14 protein-coding genes are annotated in these 17,448 nt (G+C 61.4%); 5 read left to right on the top strand and 9 right to left on the bottom strand.

Going from position 1 to position 17,448, the window contains the following annotated elements:
• The first annotated feature begins 137 nt into the window (after positions 1–137).
• A complete protein-coding gene (locus ACF8ML_RS10980) occupies positions 138–1,589 on the top strand; it encodes a PLP-dependent aminotransferase family protein (RefSeq protein WP_016449285.1) in 1,452 nt (483 codons plus the stop codon).
• 218 nt (positions 1,590–1,807) lie between these two features.
• Here ACF8ML_RS10980 and ACF8ML_RS10975 read toward each other — a convergent pair whose 3' ends face one another.
• From ACF8ML_RS10975 to motA, 9 genes are all read right to left on the bottom strand, one after another.
• On the bottom strand, positions 1,808–2,521 hold the full coding sequence (locus ACF8ML_RS10975) for an RNA polymerase sigma factor FliA (protein ID WP_012202528.1): 714 nt from the start codon (positions 2,519–2,521) through the stop codon (positions 1,808–1,810).
• Between the two features lie 5 nt (positions 2,522–2,526).
• Positions 2,527–3,408 carry a hypothetical protein gene (locus tag ACF8ML_RS10970; protein ID WP_016449286.1) on the bottom strand — a complete coding sequence of 294 codons (882 nt, stop codon included), beginning with the start codon at positions 3,406–3,408 and terminating at the stop codon, positions 2,527–2,529.
• The gene (gene flhF / locus ACF8ML_RS10965; RefSeq protein WP_047327025.1) at positions 3,401–5,014 is read right to left on the bottom strand and encodes a flagellar biosynthesis protein FlhF; all 1,614 of its coding nucleotides are present in this window, start codon (positions 5,012–5,014) and stop codon (positions 3,401–3,403) included. The genes ACF8ML_RS10970 and flhF overlap by 8 nt, the downstream gene beginning before the upstream one ends.
• Positions 5,011–7,110, bottom strand: a complete 2,100-nt coding sequence (gene flhA, locus ACF8ML_RS10960; protein ID WP_016454350.1) for a flagellar biosynthesis protein FlhA — start codon at positions 7,108–7,110, stop codon at positions 5,011–5,013. Before flhA ends, flhF begins: the two co-directional genes overlap by 4 nt.
• Positions 7,107–8,279: a flagellar biosynthesis protein FlhB gene (locus ACF8ML_RS10955; RefSeq protein ID WP_016449289.1), complete on the bottom strand. Its 1,173-nt coding sequence runs from the start codon at positions 8,277–8,279 to the stop codon at positions 7,107–7,109. The genes flhA and ACF8ML_RS10955 overlap by 4 nt, the downstream gene beginning before the upstream one ends.
• Positions 8,280–8,479: 200 nt before the next feature.
• Positions 8,480–9,094: a protein phosphatase CheZ gene (locus tag ACF8ML_RS10950; protein WP_016449290.1), complete on the bottom strand. Its 615-nt coding sequence runs from the start codon at positions 9,092–9,094 to the stop codon at positions 8,480–8,482.
• A 10-nt stretch (positions 9,095–9,104) separates the two neighbouring features.
• Positions 9,105–9,491, bottom strand: a complete 387-nt coding sequence (cheY, locus tag ACF8ML_RS10945) for a chemotaxis response regulator CheY (RefSeq protein ID WP_012202534.1) — start codon at positions 9,489–9,491, stop codon at positions 9,105–9,107.
• A 124-nt stretch (positions 9,492–9,615) separates the two neighbouring features.
• On the bottom strand, positions 9,616–10,659 hold the full coding sequence (gene motB, locus ACF8ML_RS10940) for a flagellar motor protein MotB (RefSeq protein WP_016449291.1): 1,044 nt from the start codon (positions 10,657–10,659) through the stop codon (positions 9,616–9,618).
• A gap of 24 nt (positions 10,660–10,683) precedes the next feature.
• Positions 10,684–11,544: a flagellar motor stator protein MotA gene (gene motA, locus ACF8ML_RS10935; protein ID WP_016449292.1), complete on the bottom strand. Its 861-nt coding sequence runs from the start codon at positions 11,542–11,544 to the stop codon at positions 10,684–10,686.
• A 287-nt stretch (positions 11,545–11,831) separates the two neighbouring features.
• Here motA and ACF8ML_RS10930 point away from each other — a divergent pair, with 287 nt between their 5' ends.
• From ACF8ML_RS10930 to ACF8ML_RS10915, 4 genes are read left to right on the top strand one after another with little or no spacing between them, the layout of a single operon-like run.
• Positions 11,832–13,415: a CDC27 family protein gene (locus ACF8ML_RS10930; RefSeq protein ID WP_392407126.1), complete on the top strand. Its 1,584-nt coding sequence runs from the start codon at positions 11,832–11,834 to the stop codon at positions 13,413–13,415.
• On the top strand, positions 13,416–14,531 hold the full coding sequence (locus tag ACF8ML_RS10925) for a DegT/DnrJ/EryC1/StrS family aminotransferase (RefSeq protein WP_392407125.1): 1,116 nt from the start codon (positions 13,416–13,418) through the stop codon (positions 14,529–14,531). It begins immediately after the preceding gene.
• Positions 14,531–15,937: a glycosyltransferase family 2 protein gene (locus ACF8ML_RS10920; RefSeq protein ID WP_392407124.1), complete on the top strand. Its 1,407-nt coding sequence runs from the start codon at positions 14,531–14,533 to the stop codon at positions 15,935–15,937. The genes ACF8ML_RS10925 and ACF8ML_RS10920 overlap by 1 nt, the downstream gene beginning before the upstream one ends.
• Complete coding sequence (locus ACF8ML_RS10915; RefSeq protein WP_392407123.1) at positions 15,937–17,442, top strand: HAD-IIA family hydrolase; 1,506 nt, start codon at positions 15,937–15,939, stop codon at positions 17,440–17,442. The genes ACF8ML_RS10920 and ACF8ML_RS10915 overlap by 1 nt, the downstream gene beginning before the upstream one ends.
• Positions 17,443–17,448 lie beyond the last annotated feature (6 nt).

Genomic DNA, 17,448 nt, shown 5'->3' with positions numbered 1-17,448 from the left:
CACGGCAGGCCTGCTCCGCAGCACGAATGCCTGCAATATAGGTGCAAGACCTGTACAGTACCAATACAGTTGAACCCTCAATTGCATGTTCTGTATCGGCGCCCATCCCGATACAGTGAAGTTTTGGTGACTCCCTCATGCCCGTTCCCCTTTCGCGGCTGGCGCCGCAGACCCTGAGTACCCAGCTGGCCGAACGCCTGGGAGAGCGCATCCGCATGCGCCTGCTGCCGGCGGGCGCACGCCTGCCCTCGGTGCGCGAATGCGCGCGCCAGCAGGGCGTGAGCACGCACACGGTGGTGGCCGCCTATGACCTGCTGCAGGCCCAGGGCCTGGTCGAGGCGCGGCCGCAAAGCGGCTTTTTCGTGCGCGATTTCGTGCAGGACGCACCGCTGCTGCAGTCCGAACAGGCCCGCGCCGCGCCTGCGGACGAGGCCACCGGCGCGCCCAAGGGAACGCGCATCAATGCCTCCATGCTGGTGCGCGGCATGTTCCACCAGAGCGTGGGCGGCAGGCCCCAGCCCGGCGCGGGCGTGCTGCCGGCCCAATGGCTGGAGGCAGGCTTTCTGGCCGCTGCCATGCGCAAGGCCTGCTCGGGAAAATCCCTGCACGACTCCTGCGTGGGCTATGGCGACCCGCTGGGCGACATCAGCCTGCGCGAGGCGCTGTCGCGGCGCCTGGCGCGCCTGGGCATTGCGGCGGCGCCGCAGCACATCATCACCACCATGGGCGCAACGCATGGGCTGGACGTGGTCAGCCGGGCCCTGCTGCAGCCGGGCGATCCGGTGATGGTGGAGGAGCCCGGCTGGGCCGTGGAGTTCGCGCGCCTGGCATCGCTGGGCATGCGCGTGCTGCCCGTGCCGCGCGGCCCCGACGGGCCGGACCTGGCCGTGATGCAGCGCTACTGCGAAAGCTGCGCGCCCAAGCTCTACGTCAGCGTGAGCGTGCTGCACAACCCCACCGGCTACAGCCTGTCGCCGGCCAGCGCCCATGAGGTGCTGCAGCTGGCGCGGCGATTCGGCTTCTACGTGGTGGAGGACGATACCTATGGCGAGATCGCGCCCGACCACGCCGCACGCATGACGGTGCTGGACCGCCTGGGCCACAGCATCTACGTGAGCGGCTTCGCCAAGCTGCTGGCGCCCAACTGGCGCGTGGGCTATCTGGCGCCGCCGCCTGCGCTGGTGGAGCGCCTGGTGGACACCAAGCTGCTGTCCACGCTGACCACCCCCGCATTGACGGAACGCGCCCTGGCCCACTGCATGGACCAGGGCCAGCTGCGCCGCCATGCCGAGCGCCTGCGCCAGCACCTGGCCCAGGCCCGCATGCGCAGCGTGGCACTGGCCCAGCAGGCCGGAGCCCGCTTCGCGGCCGAGCCGGCCGGCATGTTCGGCTGGGTGGACACCGGCGTGGACACCGAAACCCTGGCCCAGCGCCTGCTGGACGCCGGCTACTTCATCGCCCCCGGCTCCATGTTCCACGCAGGCCGCCAGCCCAGCACCTGCATGCGCATCAACTTCGCCACCACGCAGGAACCCGCCTTCTGGCGCATCTTCGAACGCGAAGTCCAGGCCATGCGCGGCAGCGCATAGAAAAGGGAATGGGAGAGAGGAGAGGGGGAGGGGGCGGAAGGCGGGGAAGACTGTATCGACCCGCAAACATAGATCAGACCAGCAGCGCAAAAAACCGACGAGGCCCAAAGCGAGGGACACCGAGCAAGGGCCGCCCCGCCGCGAGGGTGTCGTCCCCCTCCCCCGCGAAGCGGGTAGAGAGGGGGAAGGCGCGTCAGCGCCTCAGGGGGTGCCCCCAGTCAATGCGCCCGCATCTTCGTACGCAGGCGCGCAATCGCCTGGCTGTGCAGCTGGCACACACGCGATTCGGTCACGCCCAGCACGGCGGCGATTTCCTTGAGGTTCATGTCGTGCTCGTAGTACATGCCCATGATGTACTGCTCGCGCTCGGGCAGGGCCTTGATGGCTTCGACCAGGGCCACGCGCAGGCGGTGGTCGCGCAGCAGCGCAAAGGGGTCGGCGCCGCTGTCGGCCACGTGGCGTTCGAGGAAGTCCTCGCCCTCGTCGCCGCCTGACATGTCTTCCAGGTAGACCAGTTGCGTGCCGCGCACCTTGCCCAGCAGCGACTGGTAGTCGTCCAGGTCCATGCCCAGCTCGTCGGCGATCTCGGACTCCAGCGGGGTGCGTCCCAGGCGCTGCTCCAGGCGGTGCAGCGCGTGCTCTATGTCCTTCTGGCTCTTGCGCGAGCTGCGGCTCATCCAGTCGCCCTCGCGCAGTTCATCGAGCATGGCGCCGCGGATGCGCTGGCTGGCGAAGGTCTCGAATTGCACGCCCTGCTCGCTCTCGAAGCGGGACAGGGCTTCGGCCAGGCCGATCATTCCGACCTGTATCAGATCATCAAGCTCCACATTGGGAGGCAGCTTGGCGATCATGTGCAGCGCGATCCGGCGTACCAGGGGTACGTGCCGACGGATCAGTGCATCGCGGTCGAGTTGGCCTTTGGCGGTGTACATGGCAGTCAGTGGCTCCAGGCATGGGATGCAGGCAGCGGTGCGTAGCCGGCGGCCAGGTCCTGGCCGCCATGCGGCAATACGCTGCCCGCATGGTTGAGCAACTGCAGCGCCAGGCGCTGCAGGTCCGGTGCATGGTGCAGGCGCACGGGCAGCAGCCCGGGCGCGTGGCCCAGATGGCGCTGTGCGCAGCGCAGCAGCGCGTCGATCTGTGACTGGCGCCGTTGCGCATCCTCGGCCTGGCTGCGGGCACCGGTCTGTCCGCGGCGCCAATCGTAGCTGGTCACATCCACGGGGTCAGCGCCGGGCAGCAGCGGCGCCAGCAGGCAGCGCAGGCCGGCATGCACGGCCAGCTGCTTGAGCTGGCGGTAGCAGCCCAGCACGCGGGGGCCGTGTTCGGGCAGCACCATCAGCGGGTGCACGGCCTGGCCGGGCAGATTGCGGGCCAGTGTGTCGGCATCGGCATACAGCATGACGATGGCATAGCCGCGCACATGGCGCTGCAGCCATTGCATGGGCGTCATGCCGGCTTGCCGTGCCTGCAGGGGCAGCAGCTCCAGGCCCTGGCGGGCAGGCAGCACGGCCACCGAGCTGTGACGGGGGTCGGGGTGCAGGCCGGTACGGGCCTGCCAGGCGCTTTGCTGCAGCAGCTGGGCCAGGCCAGGCGCGTCGGCCGCCTCGCCCTGGCTGGCATCGAGCACAAGGACGGGCATGCCCAGGCGCTGCAGGCTGGCGCAGACCGGCCACAGCAGGGATTGCTCGGACTGGCCTTCAGGGTCGGCCGCCGTGTCGCGCAGCATGGCCAGCACACGCAGGCTGGACGGTGCTGCGGCGCCGGGCTGGCCGTGCAGGCCCAGGCCCTGGTGCAGTTGGGGGAAGGTCTCAAGCATGGCTGACCTCGCTGTCCATGGTGCTGGGGCTGGACGGGGTGAAGAAGAAGTCCAGGTCCAGCGCCTTGGGATCGAAGGCCGAGCGGGTGGAGGCGCGCATGGAGGCGGAGACCAGCTGCTGCGCATCGGCGCGCTCCCAGTCTTCGGGCACGCGCTGGCCGTTGGTCACGCCGCGCAGCTGCATCTGGTGGCGGATCAGCGTGTCCACCGAGGGGCCCAGCTTCACGGCCTCGTCCACCTTGGTGAGGATGGCCTGGCTGGAGCCGCGTGCCTTGAAGGCCTGCATCACATCGTCCAGCGCATCGCCCTGGCCGGCCGCGTTCACGGCCAGCAGCTTTTGCACGCCGGGCAGGTCCAGCAGGTCCAGGATTTCGTCCTTGCGCGGATCGCGCGGGGCCACGCCCGTGGTGTCGATCAGCACCAACTGCTTGTTGGCCAGCAGGCCCAGCAGGTCCTGCAGCGCGGCGCGGTCATGGGCCAGGTGGGCGACCATGCCCAGCATGCGGCCGTAGGAGCGCAGCTGGTCGTGGGCGCCGACGCGGTAGGTGTCCAGGGTGATCAGGCCGACGCTGGAGGCGCCGTACTTGGCCGCGCACAGGGCCGCCAGCTTGGCCGTGGTCGTGGTCTTTCCCACGCCGGTGGAGCCCACCAGGGCGAAGACGCCGCCTTGCTCGTACAGCGGCTCCTGGCCGGCGTCGGTGCGCAGATTGCGTTCCAGCACCTGCATCAGCCAGCGCACGGCGTCGCCGGCGGACAGGTCCTGGGGCATGTGCTCGACCAGGGCGCGGGCCAGCACGGGGGAGTAGCCCGCGCGGATCAGCTTGTGCGTGAGATTGGCGTGGATGGGGTTCTGGCGCGTCTGGCCCAGCCAGGTCAGGGTGTTGAAGCGCTCTTCGATCAGGTCGCGCACGGACTGCAGCTCATCGCGCAGCGCCTGGGAGGCCATGGCTGGAGCGGGTTCGCTGCGCAGGGGCTCGCGCAGCGGTGCCTCGGCGCTGGCGCGCAGCGGATTGTGGCGGGCCACGGAAGGCGCGGGCTGTGCCTTGAACGGCTGCTGTGCGGCCATGGGCGCGGCGGCCGGCGCTTCGCGCAAGGCGTCGCCCAGGCTGCGGCGCTGGGCAAAGCTGGGCAGGGGCTCGTCGACGCCGGCCTCGTGGCGGCGGCGCAGCATGCGTTCGCGCACGTAGTCCTGGAAGGACAGGGTGCTCATGGCCAGTTGCTCGGTGTCTTCCTGCACGCTCTGGCGCAGGCCGGCAGGCTCGGCACCATCTGCCGACAGCGAGGCTGCCAGCGAAGCCGCCTGTGAGGGCGCCGGCGAAGGCTGCTGTGCCGTGCGCGGCTGGGTATGTGCCTGGATCAGCTGGGCCTGCAGCTGGGGACGCAGGCCCGTGGTCTCCTCGGCCGAGCGGCGCTCGATGGCCTGCTGCAGCGGCGTGCTGCTGGCGGCGGCCTTGCTGTGCTCCAGCGTGTCCTCGGCCGTGGCCATGACCTCGACGCCGTCGGGCGTGCTGCGGTTGGACAGGATCAGGGTGCCCGCTCCGAAAGCCATGCGCGCCTTGGCCAGGGCCTCGCGGGAGGTAGGGGCGTAGAAGCGTTTGATGTTCATGCGGATGCACCTTTAAGAATCGAGCCGATACGGATGGTGTGCGTCTCGGGGATCTCGCTGTGGGCGAGAACCTGCAGACGCGGCGCCACGCGGCGCACCAGGCGGGCAATGGAGTTGCGGATGGAATCGGGGACCAGCAGGCAGGCAGGCAGGCCCAGCTCTTCTTGCTGGTTGGCCATGTCGGCCGCCTTCTGGGTGAGGATCTCGGCCACGCCGGGATCCAGTGAGGGGGCGCCGGGGTTGGACAGGGCCTGCACCAGCAGGCGCTCGAGTCCGGGCTCGATGGCGATGACGTTCAGCTCGCGGGTCGGGCCGTAGATCTGCTGGACGATGGACGGCGACAGCGCAATGCGCACGCGGCGGGCCAGCTCGACGGGGTCCTGGGTGGTCGAGGAGTGCTCGGCCAGCGTCTCGATGATGGTGCGGATGTCGCGGACGTGCACCGAGTCTTCCAGCAGCAGCTGGAGCACTTTCTGGAACGTCGTGATGGACACCATTTTCGGAATGACTTCTTCGATCAACTTGGGAGCCAGCTTGGCCACATGCTCCACCAACTGCTGCGTCTCGGTACGGCTGATCAGCTTGGCGGCATGCACTTGCATCAAGTGTGACAAATGGGTGGCCATCACGGTTTCCGAATCAACCACGGTAAAGCCTGCCATTTGTGCCGCTTCCTTCTGGCGTTCGTCGATCCAGTGGGCGGGCAGGCCGAAGGCCGGGTCGGTGGTCTGGGTGCCGATCAGCGGGGTGCTGATGCCGCCCGGATTGATGGCCAGGAACATGCCGGGGAAGGCCTCGCCCTCGCCCACCATCACGCCGCGCAGGGTGATGCGGTAGGCGCTGGGCTTGAGCTCCAGGTTGTCGCGCACATGCACGGCCGGGGGCAGAAAGCCCACTTCCTGTGCGAACTTGCGGCGCACGCCCTTGATGCGGGTCAGCAGGTCGCCCTGGCGGCCCTTGTCCACCAGGGTGATCAGGCGGTAGCCCAGCTCCAGGCCCAGCAGGTCCACGGGCTGCAGGTCGTCCCAGGTGGCTTCGCCGTCGCTGGGCGCGGCCACGGGGGCGGGGGCCTGGGTTTGCTGGGCGGCGCGTTCCTGCTGGCGGCGCGAGAGCATCCAGGCCAGCCAGCCCAGCAGTGCGCCCGTGCTCAGGAACACGACGTGGGGCATGCCCGGAATGACACCCAGCAGGCCCAGCACGCCGGCCGTGATGCCCAGCACCTTGGGCGACATGAACAGCTGCTGCGCGATCTGCTGGCCCATGTCGGTTTCCTTGCCCACGCGCGAGATCACCATGGCCGCGGCCACCGAGATCAGCAGGCCGGGGATCTGTGCGACCAGCGCATCGCCCACGGCCAGCAGGATGTAGCTGTCGGCGGCCTGGCCGGCCGACAGGCCGTGCTGGATCATGCCGATGGCGAAGCCGCCGATGATGTTGATCACCAGGATCAGGATGCCGGCGACCGCGTCGCCGCGCACGAACTTGCTGGCACCGTCCATGGAGCCGAAGAAGTTGGCTTCCTCCTGCACCTCGGCGCGGCGGCGCTTGGCTTCCTTTTCGTCGATCAGGCCAGCGTTCAGGTCGGCATCCACGGCCATCTGCTTGCCGGGCATGGCGTCCAGGGTGAAGCGGGCCGAGACTTCGGCGATACGCTCGGCACCCTTGGTGATCACCACGAAGTTGATCACCACCAGGATGGCGAACACGATCAGGCCGACCGCGAAGTTGCCGCCGATCAGGAAGTGGCCGAAGGCCTCGATCACCGCACCGGCCGCTCCGGGGCCGGTGTGGCCTTCCAGCAGCACCACGCGGGTGGAGGCCACGTTCAGCGACAGGCGCATCAGCGTGGTCAGCAGCAGCACCGAGGGGAAGGCCGCAAAGTCCAGCGGCCGGATCATGTAGGCCGCCACCATCATCACCATCAGCGCCACGGCAATGTTCAGCGTGAAGAACGTGTCCAGCAGCCACGGCGGAATCGGCAGCACCATCAGCGCCAGGATGGCCACCACCAGCAGCGGCGCCATCAGGCCCTGGGCGAACCTGGTGTTCTCGCCCGACCACATCGATTGCAGGGATTGGAGCGGATTCGTCGTCATGGAGCAGTACCTTCAGTGGTCGCGGCGGCGGGCGCGCGGCGGCCCTGGTGCGGATCGAGTTCGGCGGGCACGGCGGGTTCGCCGAGATCGCCAGGCATGGGGCCTTCGCCGCGCAGCGCGGCCTTCAGGCGGTAGACATAGGCCAGGACCTGGGCCACGGCTGTGTACAGCGCGGCGGGAATGGCCTGGTCCAGGTCGGCGTGCGCGTACAGGGCGCGCGCCAGCATCGGGGATTCGAGCACCGGTATCTTGTGGGCGCCCGCGACCTCGCGGATCTTCAGCGCCACCAGGTCCGTGCCCTTGGAGATGACCTGCGGGGCGGCCATGGTCTTTTCGTCGTAGCGCAGCGCCACGGCATAGTGCGTGGGGTTGGTGACCACGAAGTCGGCGCGCGGCACGGCGTTGACGCTGGCACGGTCGGCGATCTCGCGCTGCTTCTGGCGGATCTTGCTCTTGATCTGCGGGTTGCCGTCGGACTCCTTGTGCTCCTGCTTGACTTCCTCGTGGCTCATCTTCAGGCGCGACTTGAACAGGTAGGCCTGCAGCGGCACGTCGATCACGGCCATCAGGAACACCACCAGCAGCAGCAGGGCCACGCCGCTGGCCAGCCACTGCCCGGTCATGGTCAGCGCCATGGCCGAAGGCTGGGAGGAGATGGCGGCGATCTCGGCGATGTGGCTGCTCAGGAACTTCCAGGCCACGAAGGAGAGGATGGCCGTCATCGCCACCATCTTGGCCACGGTCACCATCTGCTGCTTGGAAAACAGATTGGTCAGGCCCGACAGCGGGTTGAGGCGGTTGAACTGCGGCTGTATGGGCTTGAGGCTCAGGATCCAGCCGCCGGCCAGCATGCCCGACAGCACGGCCGCGGCCGTGGTCACGGCGGCAACGCCCAGGGAAATCTTCAGGCCCAGGCTGCCCATGGACAGCATGCGCTCCATCATCAGGGCCGGGGTCTTGGCCGTGTGCGCGTCGAACGCCAGTTGCTGGGCCAGCGCCATGCGCAGGTGCTGGATCAGGGGCTCGGCGCCCATCAGCATCATCAGCGCGCCCGTGCCCAGGATGGCCAGGTGGGACAGGTCCCGGGAGCGCGCACCCTGGCCGTCAGAACGCGTTTTCTGCAGTTTGCGTTCGGTGGCTGGCAGGTTTTTGTCTTGGCTGGAGTCCATGGCGCAATGACGGAAGGATTTGCGTCATTGTCGGAACAAGCCGGATGGGCGAAGCCCCGATAAGCAGGGCTCAAGCGGCGCTTATGCGCTGTCTGGGGTGTGGTGCGGCAGGCAGCGGTATGCCGGCAAACCCTTGCCCCGCAGCGGGAAGGGTTGCCGTGCAAATGCAAATGCAAAGGCGCATGGCGCCCCGGGGTGTGTCAGAACCCCAGGCTGGCCAGCAGATCGTCCACCTGGGACTGTGAAGTCACCACATCGGGTGTCTTCTCGGGATCGACCACGGGGCCGGCCAGGTGCTCCTTGGGCTTTTCCAGCGGCTCCAGCGCCGTCTGCTGCGGGTTGGGCGAGGTCTGGATGAGCAGCTGCACCAGCTGGTCCTCCAGGTCGGCGGCCAGCGACACCACGCGGGCGATGACCTGGCCCGTGAGATCGTGGAAGTCCTGGGACATCATGATCTCGGTGAGGTGCTCATCGGCCTGCTGCGTGTCCTGCTCGACCTCTTCGAGGAAGTTCATCACCCGGCCCTTGGCCACGGCCGCCACGGGATCCTCGACCAGCTGCGCGCGCATGGCGCGCACGCGCTCGGCCAGCCGGTCCTGCTGGCTCTTGGCCAGCTCGACACGGTTGAGGACCTTCTCGGCGGCCTCTCCGGTCAGCCGCGCAATGTAGGAAAGGCGGCTTTGCGCATCCGGCAGCTCTCCCATGCTGCCGCGCAATCGGTCCGCATAGCCCAGCTCGTTGAGCGAGTCATGCAGCTGGCGTGTGAGAACGCCTACCTTGTAGTGGACGCTGTCGGGGACATCCGGGTTGCTCATGGCGCGCGCCCTACAGGCCCAGCTTTTTGAGGATCAGGTTGACTTTCTCTTCCAGCGTGGCCTTGGTGAAGGGCTTGACGATGTAGCCTGCCGCACCGCCCTGGGCCGCTGCCACGATGTCCTCCTTGCGGGCCTCGGCCGTCACCATCAGCACGGGAAGGTGCTTGAGTTTGTCGTCCTGCTTGATTTCGGTGAGCAGCTGGAAGCCGTTCATGTTCGGCATGTTGATGTCCGTCACCACGAAATCGAACTTGCTGTTGCGCAGCTTGTGCAGTGCCACGACGCCGTCTTCGGCTTCATCGGCTTCGGGAAAGCCGCTCTCCTTGAGCAGATTGCGCACGATGCGCCGCATGGTGGAGAAGTCGTCAACGATCAAAAAACGCAGGGCATTAGCCACGTGAGGCCCTTTCGGTCGGTAGGTGCTCGGTACTGGTAAGAATCCGCCGCGATGGTAACAATATGAAACCTTCTTGGCGCAATGTGGGAATTTTCCTGCTTTTCGGCAGCATCGGGCTCAAACCTTAATTTGTTACACGATCAGGTGACGCGGGCGCCGAAGGGGCGGCTGCGGCTGCGGGCGCGGCGGCAGCGGGCTGCGCGGCAGTCTCGCCGGCCGTGGCTTCGGCTGTGGCTGCATTCGCGGTGCCGCCGCTGCCGCCGGCCAATGACGGCGGCAAGGCGTTGCGCGTCACGGGCCCACGGTGGCCCAGCAGGCGCTTTTCGGCCTCCTGCGTGAGCACGGTGATGGTGATGCGCCGGTTCTGGGGCGCGCGCGGATCGTCGGGCAGCAGCAGGTCGCTGCTGGCCAGGCCCGTGATGCGTGCCAGCTGGTTCAGGGGCATGCCGGCGGCCACCAGCTCGCGGCGCGAGGCGTTGGCGCGGTCGGCCGACAGCTCCCAGTTGCTGTAGCCGCGGTCGGCATTGCCGTAAGGGGCCGCGTCGGTGTGGCCGGACAGGCTGATGCGGTTTTCCGCGCCTGCCAGCGCCGCGCCCACCTCGCGCAGGATGTCGCGCATATACGGTTTGACCAGGGCGCTGCCGCTGTCGAACATGGGGCGGTTTTGCTCGTCCACGATCTGGATCTGCAGGCCGTCGGGCGTCACGTCGGTGCGGATCTGCGAACGGAATTCGTTCAGACGCGCATTGCTGGTGATCATCGCGTCCACCTTGGCCTTGAGTGCCTTGATGCGGTTGGAGTCCACCTGCGCCTGATCGGCGCGGCCCGAATCGACGCTGGTGCGCCGGTTCGAGCTGTCGGCGGCCTCGGAGCGCCGTACCTGGCCGTGCACCTTGGCCAGGTCGTTGCCGCCGCCGGGAATCACGCTGGAGCTGTTGCCTGCGCCATCGCCGCCGGCCATCGCCACCTTCAGCGGCGAGGAAAAATACGCCGCGATGCCCTGCAGCTCGCCCTTGGCCGTGGAGCCCAGCAGCCACATCAGCAGGAAGAAGGCCATCATCGCGGTCACGAAGTCGGCGTAGGCGATCTTCCAGGCGCCGCCGTGGGGCGCATGCGCCGTCTTCTTGACGCGCTTGATGATGATCGGCTGTAACTTTTTCTCTGCCATGGCTTGACGCTGCTGGGTGCAGGATTACTTCTTGCCCTTGACGTGGGTTTCCAGTTCCAGGAAACCGGGGCGTTCGGTAGAGAACAGCACCTTTCGGCCGAACTCGATGGCGGTGGCGGGGTTGTAGCCCTGCATGCTGGCCAGCAAGGTGGTCTTGATGCACTCCAGTTCCTTGGCGGCGTCCTGGGCGCGCTGCTCCACCAGGCCGGCCATGGGCTCCACCAGCGCATAGGCCAGCAAGATGCCCAGGAAGGTACCGACCAGGGCCGAGGCGATCATGCCGCCCAGCACCGAAGGAGGCTGGCCCACCGAGCCCATGGTGTTCACCACGCCCAGAACGGCCGCAATGATCCCGAAGGCAGGCAGGGCGCCGGCCAGGCGGGTGAGTGCGTTGACGGGGGCATGGGCCTCGGCGTGGTGGGCCTCGATCTCGCTGTCCATCAGCGACTCAATCTCGTGGGAATTGAGATTGCCCGACACCATCATGCGCAGATAGTCGGTCAGGAACTCCACCACATGGTGGTCCGCCAGCAGCTCGGGGTACTTGGTGAAGATGGGCGACTCGTTGGGTGCCTCCACATCGCCTTCGATGGACATCAGGCCCTCCTTGCGGGCCTTTTGCAGAATCTCGTACAGCAGGGCCATCAGCTCCATGAAGCGGGCCTTGGTGTAGCGCGAACTCTTCATCACGCCAGGGATGGCCTTGGCCGTGGCCTTGAGCACCTTGGGCTGGTTGCACACGATGAAGGCGCCGATGGCGCCGCCGCCAATGGTGATCATTTCAAAAGGCAGTGCCTTGAGAATGACCTGGACGTTGCCCCCGTGCAGCACATAGGTGCCGAAGATGCAACCGAAGGCGACGATGTATCCGATGATGACAAGCATGGGAGTGGATTGTGAGCGCGCGCGGTGGCGTCGTTGGGAAGAAAAGCCGGGTGATTGTTTGTTAGATCGGCAGCTTGATGAGGGGATGTAGGGGTGGCGTGGATAATTTCCCGCCGCGCTGGCAAGGCGGGAACTGGGCCGGGAAAGTTTGCCTGTTCATGCGCTTGAATTGCCTGTCTTAACCATCGAACGGCTGCATATGCGCCCGCTACATTGGCGCACAACGGCCTTGGTCTGCCTGCTGTCCGCTGGCGCGGCGCCCCGGCCTCTTTCCTCGTCAAACATTTATGTCGCCCAATATTTTCGGCTTCGCCGCCGAGCCGCATTCTCCCTCGCTGCAGGACCTAGAACAGATCCAGGGACAGATACGCGACAACCAGTTCGTTCCGGCCCTGGCTGCCCTGGCACGGCTGATCGCGCGCGACATGCGCAACGCGCAACTATGGCTGCTCACGGGCCTTGCCTACACACGCATGGCCAGCTGGAAGCCCGCCATCAGCGCGCTGGAAACTGCCCTGCAGCTCGACCCCCAGGAAATCCAGGCCAAATATCTGCTGGCGCTGGCGCTGTTCAGCGTGGGGCGTGTGAGCGAGGCCTGCGATCTAATCGACAAGGTGGCCAGGAAGGGCTCAGTGGGTCCGCACTGGATGATGCGCGCCTACATCCACGCCCATACCAGCCGCGACCCCATGGTGGCGCTGGCTGTGGCCCGCGACTGGGGCAAGCGCTTCGCCGACCCCCTGACGCGTCAGGCAAGGCCGCTGGTGGTGCGCGACCGCGAGCCTCGCAAAAGGCTCAAGGTGGGCTATGTGTCTGCGGACCTGCGCGAGCATTCCGTGGCCTTCTTCATTGAACCCATGCTGGCCCACCACAACCCCGAGCGGGTCGAGGTCCACATCTATTCCAACGGGCCTGTCGACGACATCACCGTCCAGCTGCAGTCCCTGGTTGCGCACTGGCGCGATGTCCAGGCCCTCACGGACGAGGAACTACACGCGAAGATCCGCGAGGACGGCATCGACGTGCTCGTCGATCTGTCGGGTTACACCAACGGCCACCGCCTCGGCGTGTTCGCGCGCCGCGCCGCGCCTGTGCAGGTGACTTGGCTGGGATATAAGCTGACGCTGGGCATGAAGGCCATGGACTATCGCCTCTTCGACGCGACAGCGCCGCGAGTACAGCAGTTCTACAGCGAAAAGCTGTTTCCGCTGAAGTGCCCGACCTCCTACACGCCTCCCGCCTATGCGCCGATCTGCGAGGAGCCGCCAGCCGCCCGGAATGGCTACGTCACCTTCGTTTCGCTCAACAACTCCGCCAAGATCACGGCCGAGGTGCTGGAACTCTGGGCCGAGATACTCGGTAAGGTCGAGAACTCCCTGCTGCTGGTCTATGTCAAGGAGGAGAATCTGGATGCGGCACAAAGCCACATGATGCCGCGCGTACAAAGCGCCGGCCTGCCACTGGACCGCGTGCTTGTCATCGCCCACCAGCCGCTTTCCAACTTCATGGAAACCGGATTCATTGCCGACATCGTTCTCGATACCTTTCCCATTTGCGGTGGAACCACGACCCTGCATTCGATATGGATGGGCATGCCTGTTGTTGCCATGCTCGGGAAAAGGGATGTGGAGAATTCGAGCGCCAAGGCCATCTGGGGCCTCGGCATGGGCGGCCGGATCGCCAAGACGAAGCAGGAATATGTGAGGCATGCCGTGGGCCTAGCCAACGACGTCGCCTTCCTGCGCCAATGTCGCGCTACCTATCGGCAGGGATTGATCGACAGCTCCCTCATGAACTATAGGGCGCGCGTCCATGAAGTCGAGGACGCATATCAGCAGATGTGGATGGAATATCTTAAGAAGAACAACTAGATGAACAAGATTTATGTGACCAAGCCGTTTCTTCCTCCGTTCAACGAATTCGTGAAACGGCTGGAAAGCGTGTGGGAAAGCGGGATCCTGACTAATTGCGGCCCCCACTACCAGCAGCTCGAAGTAGCCCTGAAGCAGCACCTAGGCGCCACGAACCTGACTCTTCTGAACAACGGCACCATGGCGCTGCTCGCGGCCCTCGAAGTGCTCGAGGTTGAAGGCGAAGTTATCACCACGCCCTATTCATTCGTGGCGACATCGCATTCGCTGCTGTGGCGCAAGTGCAAGCCCGTCTTCGTCGATGTCAGTCCCACAGACTGCAATATCGATCCTGTGAAGGTGGCGCAGGCGATCAATTCCAGGACGAACGCCATCCTGGCCGTGCATTGCTATGGATTTCCTTGCGACGTGGAGGCTCTGCAAGAGATTGCCGCAAAGCACGGGCTGAAGCTGATCTACGATGCCGCTCATGCCTTCGGCGTCAAATACAGGAGCAGCAGCATCCTGCAATATGGCGACGCATCCACGCTCAGTTTCCATGCCACCAAGATATTCAACACCATCGAGGGCGGTAGCGTTACCTTCGCTTCCGTAGAAAATGATATCAAAGCGAGAAAACTGAGCAACTTCGGATTCGACAACGAGGTCTCGGTTTCCGCTATCGGCCTGAACTTCAAGCTCAACGAGATACAGGCCGTTATGGGCCTGGCTCAGTTGGGCTATCTCGATCAGATAAGCAACAAGAGAAAGTATATCGCTCAGCGGTATGGGTGCGAGCTTTCGGGGCTGGATGGAGTGGGATTTCCGCGTGCAAGAGACTTCTCGGAAATCAACAATTCATACTATCCGATCTTTGTGGATCCGGTTGAGGGGAGGTCGAGAAACGATCTCTACGAGTTTCTTAAGGAGCGCGGAGTTTATTCAAGAAGATATTTCTATCCCTTGATCAACAATTTCGAAATTTATCAGAAGACCCTTGCGGGGAAGAAGTTATTTCTGCCTGTGGCGGAAAGCCTGTCGGAAAGAGTTTTGTGCCTCCCCATCTACCCTAGCCTCTCGGATGAGGAACAAACTCGGGTGATAAGCGGGATCAAGGAATTCTTTGGAGCTAGATGATGTTCGATATAACCGAAAAAGATATAGTTTCCAAATGGAAAAGCGACAACGTGGTGGTCAGCGTATGCATGCTGGCGTTCAATCACGAGGATTATGTGGCAGAGGCGCTGGAAGGTGTTCTTTCACAAAATGTCGATTTCAAGTATGAAATCCTCGTCCACGATGATGCTTCGACGGATGGGACGGCAGATATTATCAGGAAGTACGCAGAGCGATTTCCGCGTATCGTTAAGCCTATCTTTCAACGGGAGAATTGCTGGTCTCGTGGTATTAATCCATCAGTATTTTTCAACTATCCCCGTGTAAGTGGTAAATATGTTGCTTGGTGTGAGGGTGATGATGTATGGACAGATTCATTGAAGCTTCATATTCAGATTGAAGTTCTTGAAAGACACCTTGATCTAGATATTTGCTTTCATCTCGCAAGTGCTAGAAATTATTCGGCTGATTCATCAGATCTTTACACAATAGGACACTATGGAAAAAAAGATGGAATCATTGATTTTGACGATATTTTTCTGAGGACAAACGGAATGATTCCGACGGCAGGATGTATTGTTCGTAATGCTGTTTTGAAAAAGCTTGAGAAATTCATGGCTGCACGTCCTTACCTCACTTGCGGGGATATATATATGCAGGCTTTGGGCGGGGTGAGGGGGGGGGGATTTTTTATAAATAGAACAATGTCCTATTATAGATTTAGAACACAAAGCTCTCTCACTAAGGAATTGTCCTTGGATTTTGAAAAGTTTCTCAATCATAATCTTTCTTCTATAAGAGGGTGTATATCTTTGTGGCGTAATTATTTTCCGGAAAAAGGCGTTTTGGCTTTAAAGAAAATAATCTATAAAAGATTGCATTGGATATTTTCCAGGGATGAGTTATTTTGCGAGCGCGGGAGCGTAAATGATTTGATTAGAGAGAAAAATATTGAATATCTTTATTCAACGTATTTGAGTCTATTTGATTGCATTGATGGGTTGTGCAAAGAGCTTGTTGGAAAGAAAATAGTAATATATGGATGTGGTAATGAAGCATCTATATTAATAGATAAACTGGGTGCCCAGAGCGTAGAGTTTGTAATTGATCGTGATGAGAAAAGGCTTGACGGAGAGTTTGATGATGTCTCTTTAAAGCCGTTTAATGAAATAAGCAAACATCCTGATGCAATTCTTATTGTTAGTACAATGTATTACGATGCTGAAGCGTTGGCTCATCAAGCCAGAATCTGCGGTGTAGATGATTGCCGTATATTGCGGATGGAAAATGAAATCCTTGCTTTGATCGATATTAATGGTGTCTGGCAAGGTGAATATCTTGTGGAGCAGGATGAAGTTCTTGCATCCATTTCCAGGCCTTCAGGATGGTGGATGGGTGACCAAAAGGGAACGGTGGTGGTGCAATGATGAATGTTAGCAAGCCGGATTGTGCAGTTATTCTGGCAGCGGGAATTGGTTCACGACTAAGGCCGTTGACTAATGAGGTTCCGAAGTGTTTGGTGGAATGTCGTGGAAAAAAAATCATTGACTATCAACTGGATGCTTACAAAAACGCTGGTATATATAATATAGTTGTCATCGTTGGCTACGAAGCCGATAAGATAGTCACCTATCTACGGGAAAAAAAAGATTTTAATTTCGAGTTTGTATATAATCATGATTATGAGAATACAAATAATATGTATTCTTTTTATTTGGCATCTTATTTTTTGAAGGGCAAAGCGTTTGTACTTAATAACGCTGATCTCGCTGTAGAGGTGGATTTGGTCGAGAGGCTATGTGCAGCCAAATATGGGAATATGGTGGCATACGATGCATCCATATACAACGAGGAGGCTATGAAAATAACGTTGGACTCCAGCGGTGGTCATGTTTCTGGGATCGCAAAAACTATCGGACCTTCGGAAGCTGCGGGAGCATCAATAGATTTCTACAAATTTTCGAAAGAGGCGTCGGTTAATTTTATAGAGAAAGTAAGAATTATCGTTGAGGAAAAGATGAATCGACGAGATTGGACCGAGGTGGCTCTTGATGAGTTTTTTCGGGAGGGTGAAGAGATTTTTTATCCCTTGGATATATCCGGTATGAAGTGGGTCGAAATCGATGGAGTTGACGATCTTCTTCTGGCGGAGCGCGTATTCTCCGACTATGAGCTGCAGCTTGGCAACATTGAGAACATTGTGTTTGACCTCGACGGGACGATCTACAAGGGTAATACCCCTATAGAAGGCGTGATCAGCAGAATAAATGAGTTGTCGCGGAGTAAAAGAATCTACTTCCTAACCAACAATTCATCCAAAACCAAGGTCGACGTTCTGAATGTTCTTAATTCAATGGGGATCAATTGTGAAGTAGATCAGGTTATTGCATCGTATGAGGTGACCATTGATTATTTGAAAAGTCAGAGTATCAATGATATTTATTTGCTTGCAACGAAGGATGTGGAAAACGAGTTCGTGAAGGCGGGGATAAATATAAATTCTTCTTTGCCTGAGGTAGTGATTTTTTCATATGACAAAGAGCTGAGTTATAAAAAACTTGAGAAGGCCTGTGCGTTCATTAATTCTGGGGTGAAATATATTGCCACACATGGGGATATGTTCTGTCCGACAGAAAATGGGCCTGTGCCTGATGTTGGTGCTTTTCTTGAAATGATCTATCTCAGCACGGGAATCAAATGCTCAATGGTCTTAGGCAAGCCTCATGAACAAATGGTTGAAAAACTAAAATCATTGGGCCTGGTTCCAGAGAAGACCATGGTAGTGGGTGATCGTCTGCACACGGACATTGCCTTGGCCAATAGATTCGCTGCGAAGAGCGCACTTGTGTTGACAGGGGAAAGCGGTATCAAAGACTATTGCACAACTAGCCACAAAGTGGACTATGTGTTCGCCTCGGTCGCTTCACTCTAAAGCGCC

Origin of the sequence: Delftia sp. WSY_10, assembly GCF_043104705.1 — a bacterium.
Taxonomy (GTDB): domain Bacteria; phylum Pseudomonadota; class Gammaproteobacteria; order Burkholderiales; family Burkholderiaceae_C; genus Comamonas; species Comamonas tsuruhatensis.
This window is presented reverse-complemented; position numbering and strand designations above follow the sequence as displayed.

What these genes read in the sequence shown, in the direction of transcription:
- ACF8ML_RS10980 (WP_016449285.1), top strand. Translation starts at nt 138, where the DNA reads ATGCCCGTTCCCCTTTCGCGGCTGGCGCCGCAGACCCTGAGTACCCAG.
- ACF8ML_RS10975 (WP_012202528.1), bottom strand. Translation starts at nt 2,521, where the DNA reads ATGTACACCGCCAAAGGCCAACTCGACCGCGATGCACTGATCCGTCGG.
- ACF8ML_RS10970 (WP_016449286.1), bottom strand. Translation starts at nt 3,408, where the DNA reads ATGCTTGAGACCTTCCCCCAACTGCACCAGGGCCTGGGCCTGCACGGC.
- flhF (WP_047327025.1), bottom strand. Translation starts at nt 5,014, where the DNA reads ATGAACATCAAACGCTTCTACGCCCCTACCTCCCGCGAGGCCCTGGCC.
- flhA (WP_016454350.1), bottom strand. Translation starts at nt 7,110, where the DNA reads ATGACGACGAATCCGCTCCAATCCCTGCAATCGATGTGGTCGGGCGAG.
- ACF8ML_RS10955 (WP_016449289.1), bottom strand. Translation starts at nt 8,279, where the DNA reads ATGGACTCCAGCCAAGACAAAAACCTGCCAGCCACCGAACGCAAACTG.
- ACF8ML_RS10950 (WP_016449290.1), bottom strand. Translation starts at nt 9,094, where the DNA reads ATGAGCAACCCGGATGTCCCCGACAGCGTCCACTACAAGGTAGGCGTT.
- motB (WP_016449291.1), bottom strand. Translation starts at nt 10,659, where the DNA reads ATGGCAGAGAAAAAGTTACAGCCGATCATCATCAAGCGCGTCAAGAAG.
- motA (WP_016449292.1), bottom strand. Translation starts at nt 11,544, where the DNA reads ATGCTTGTCATCATCGGATACATCGTCGCCTTCGGTTGCATCTTCGGC.
- ACF8ML_RS10930 (WP_392407126.1), top strand. Translation starts at nt 11,832, where the DNA reads ATGTCGCCCAATATTTTCGGCTTCGCCGCCGAGCCGCATTCTCCCTCG.
- ACF8ML_RS10925 (WP_392407125.1), top strand. Translation starts at nt 13,416, where the DNA reads ATGAACAAGATTTATGTGACCAAGCCGTTTCTTCCTCCGTTCAACGAA.
- ACF8ML_RS10920 (WP_392407124.1), top strand. Translation starts at nt 14,531, where the DNA reads ATGTTCGATATAACCGAAAAAGATATAGTTTCCAAATGGAAAAGCGAC.
- ACF8ML_RS10915 (WP_392407123.1), top strand. Translation starts at nt 15,937, where the DNA reads ATGAATGTTAGCAAGCCGGATTGTGCAGTTATTCTGGCAGCGGGAATT.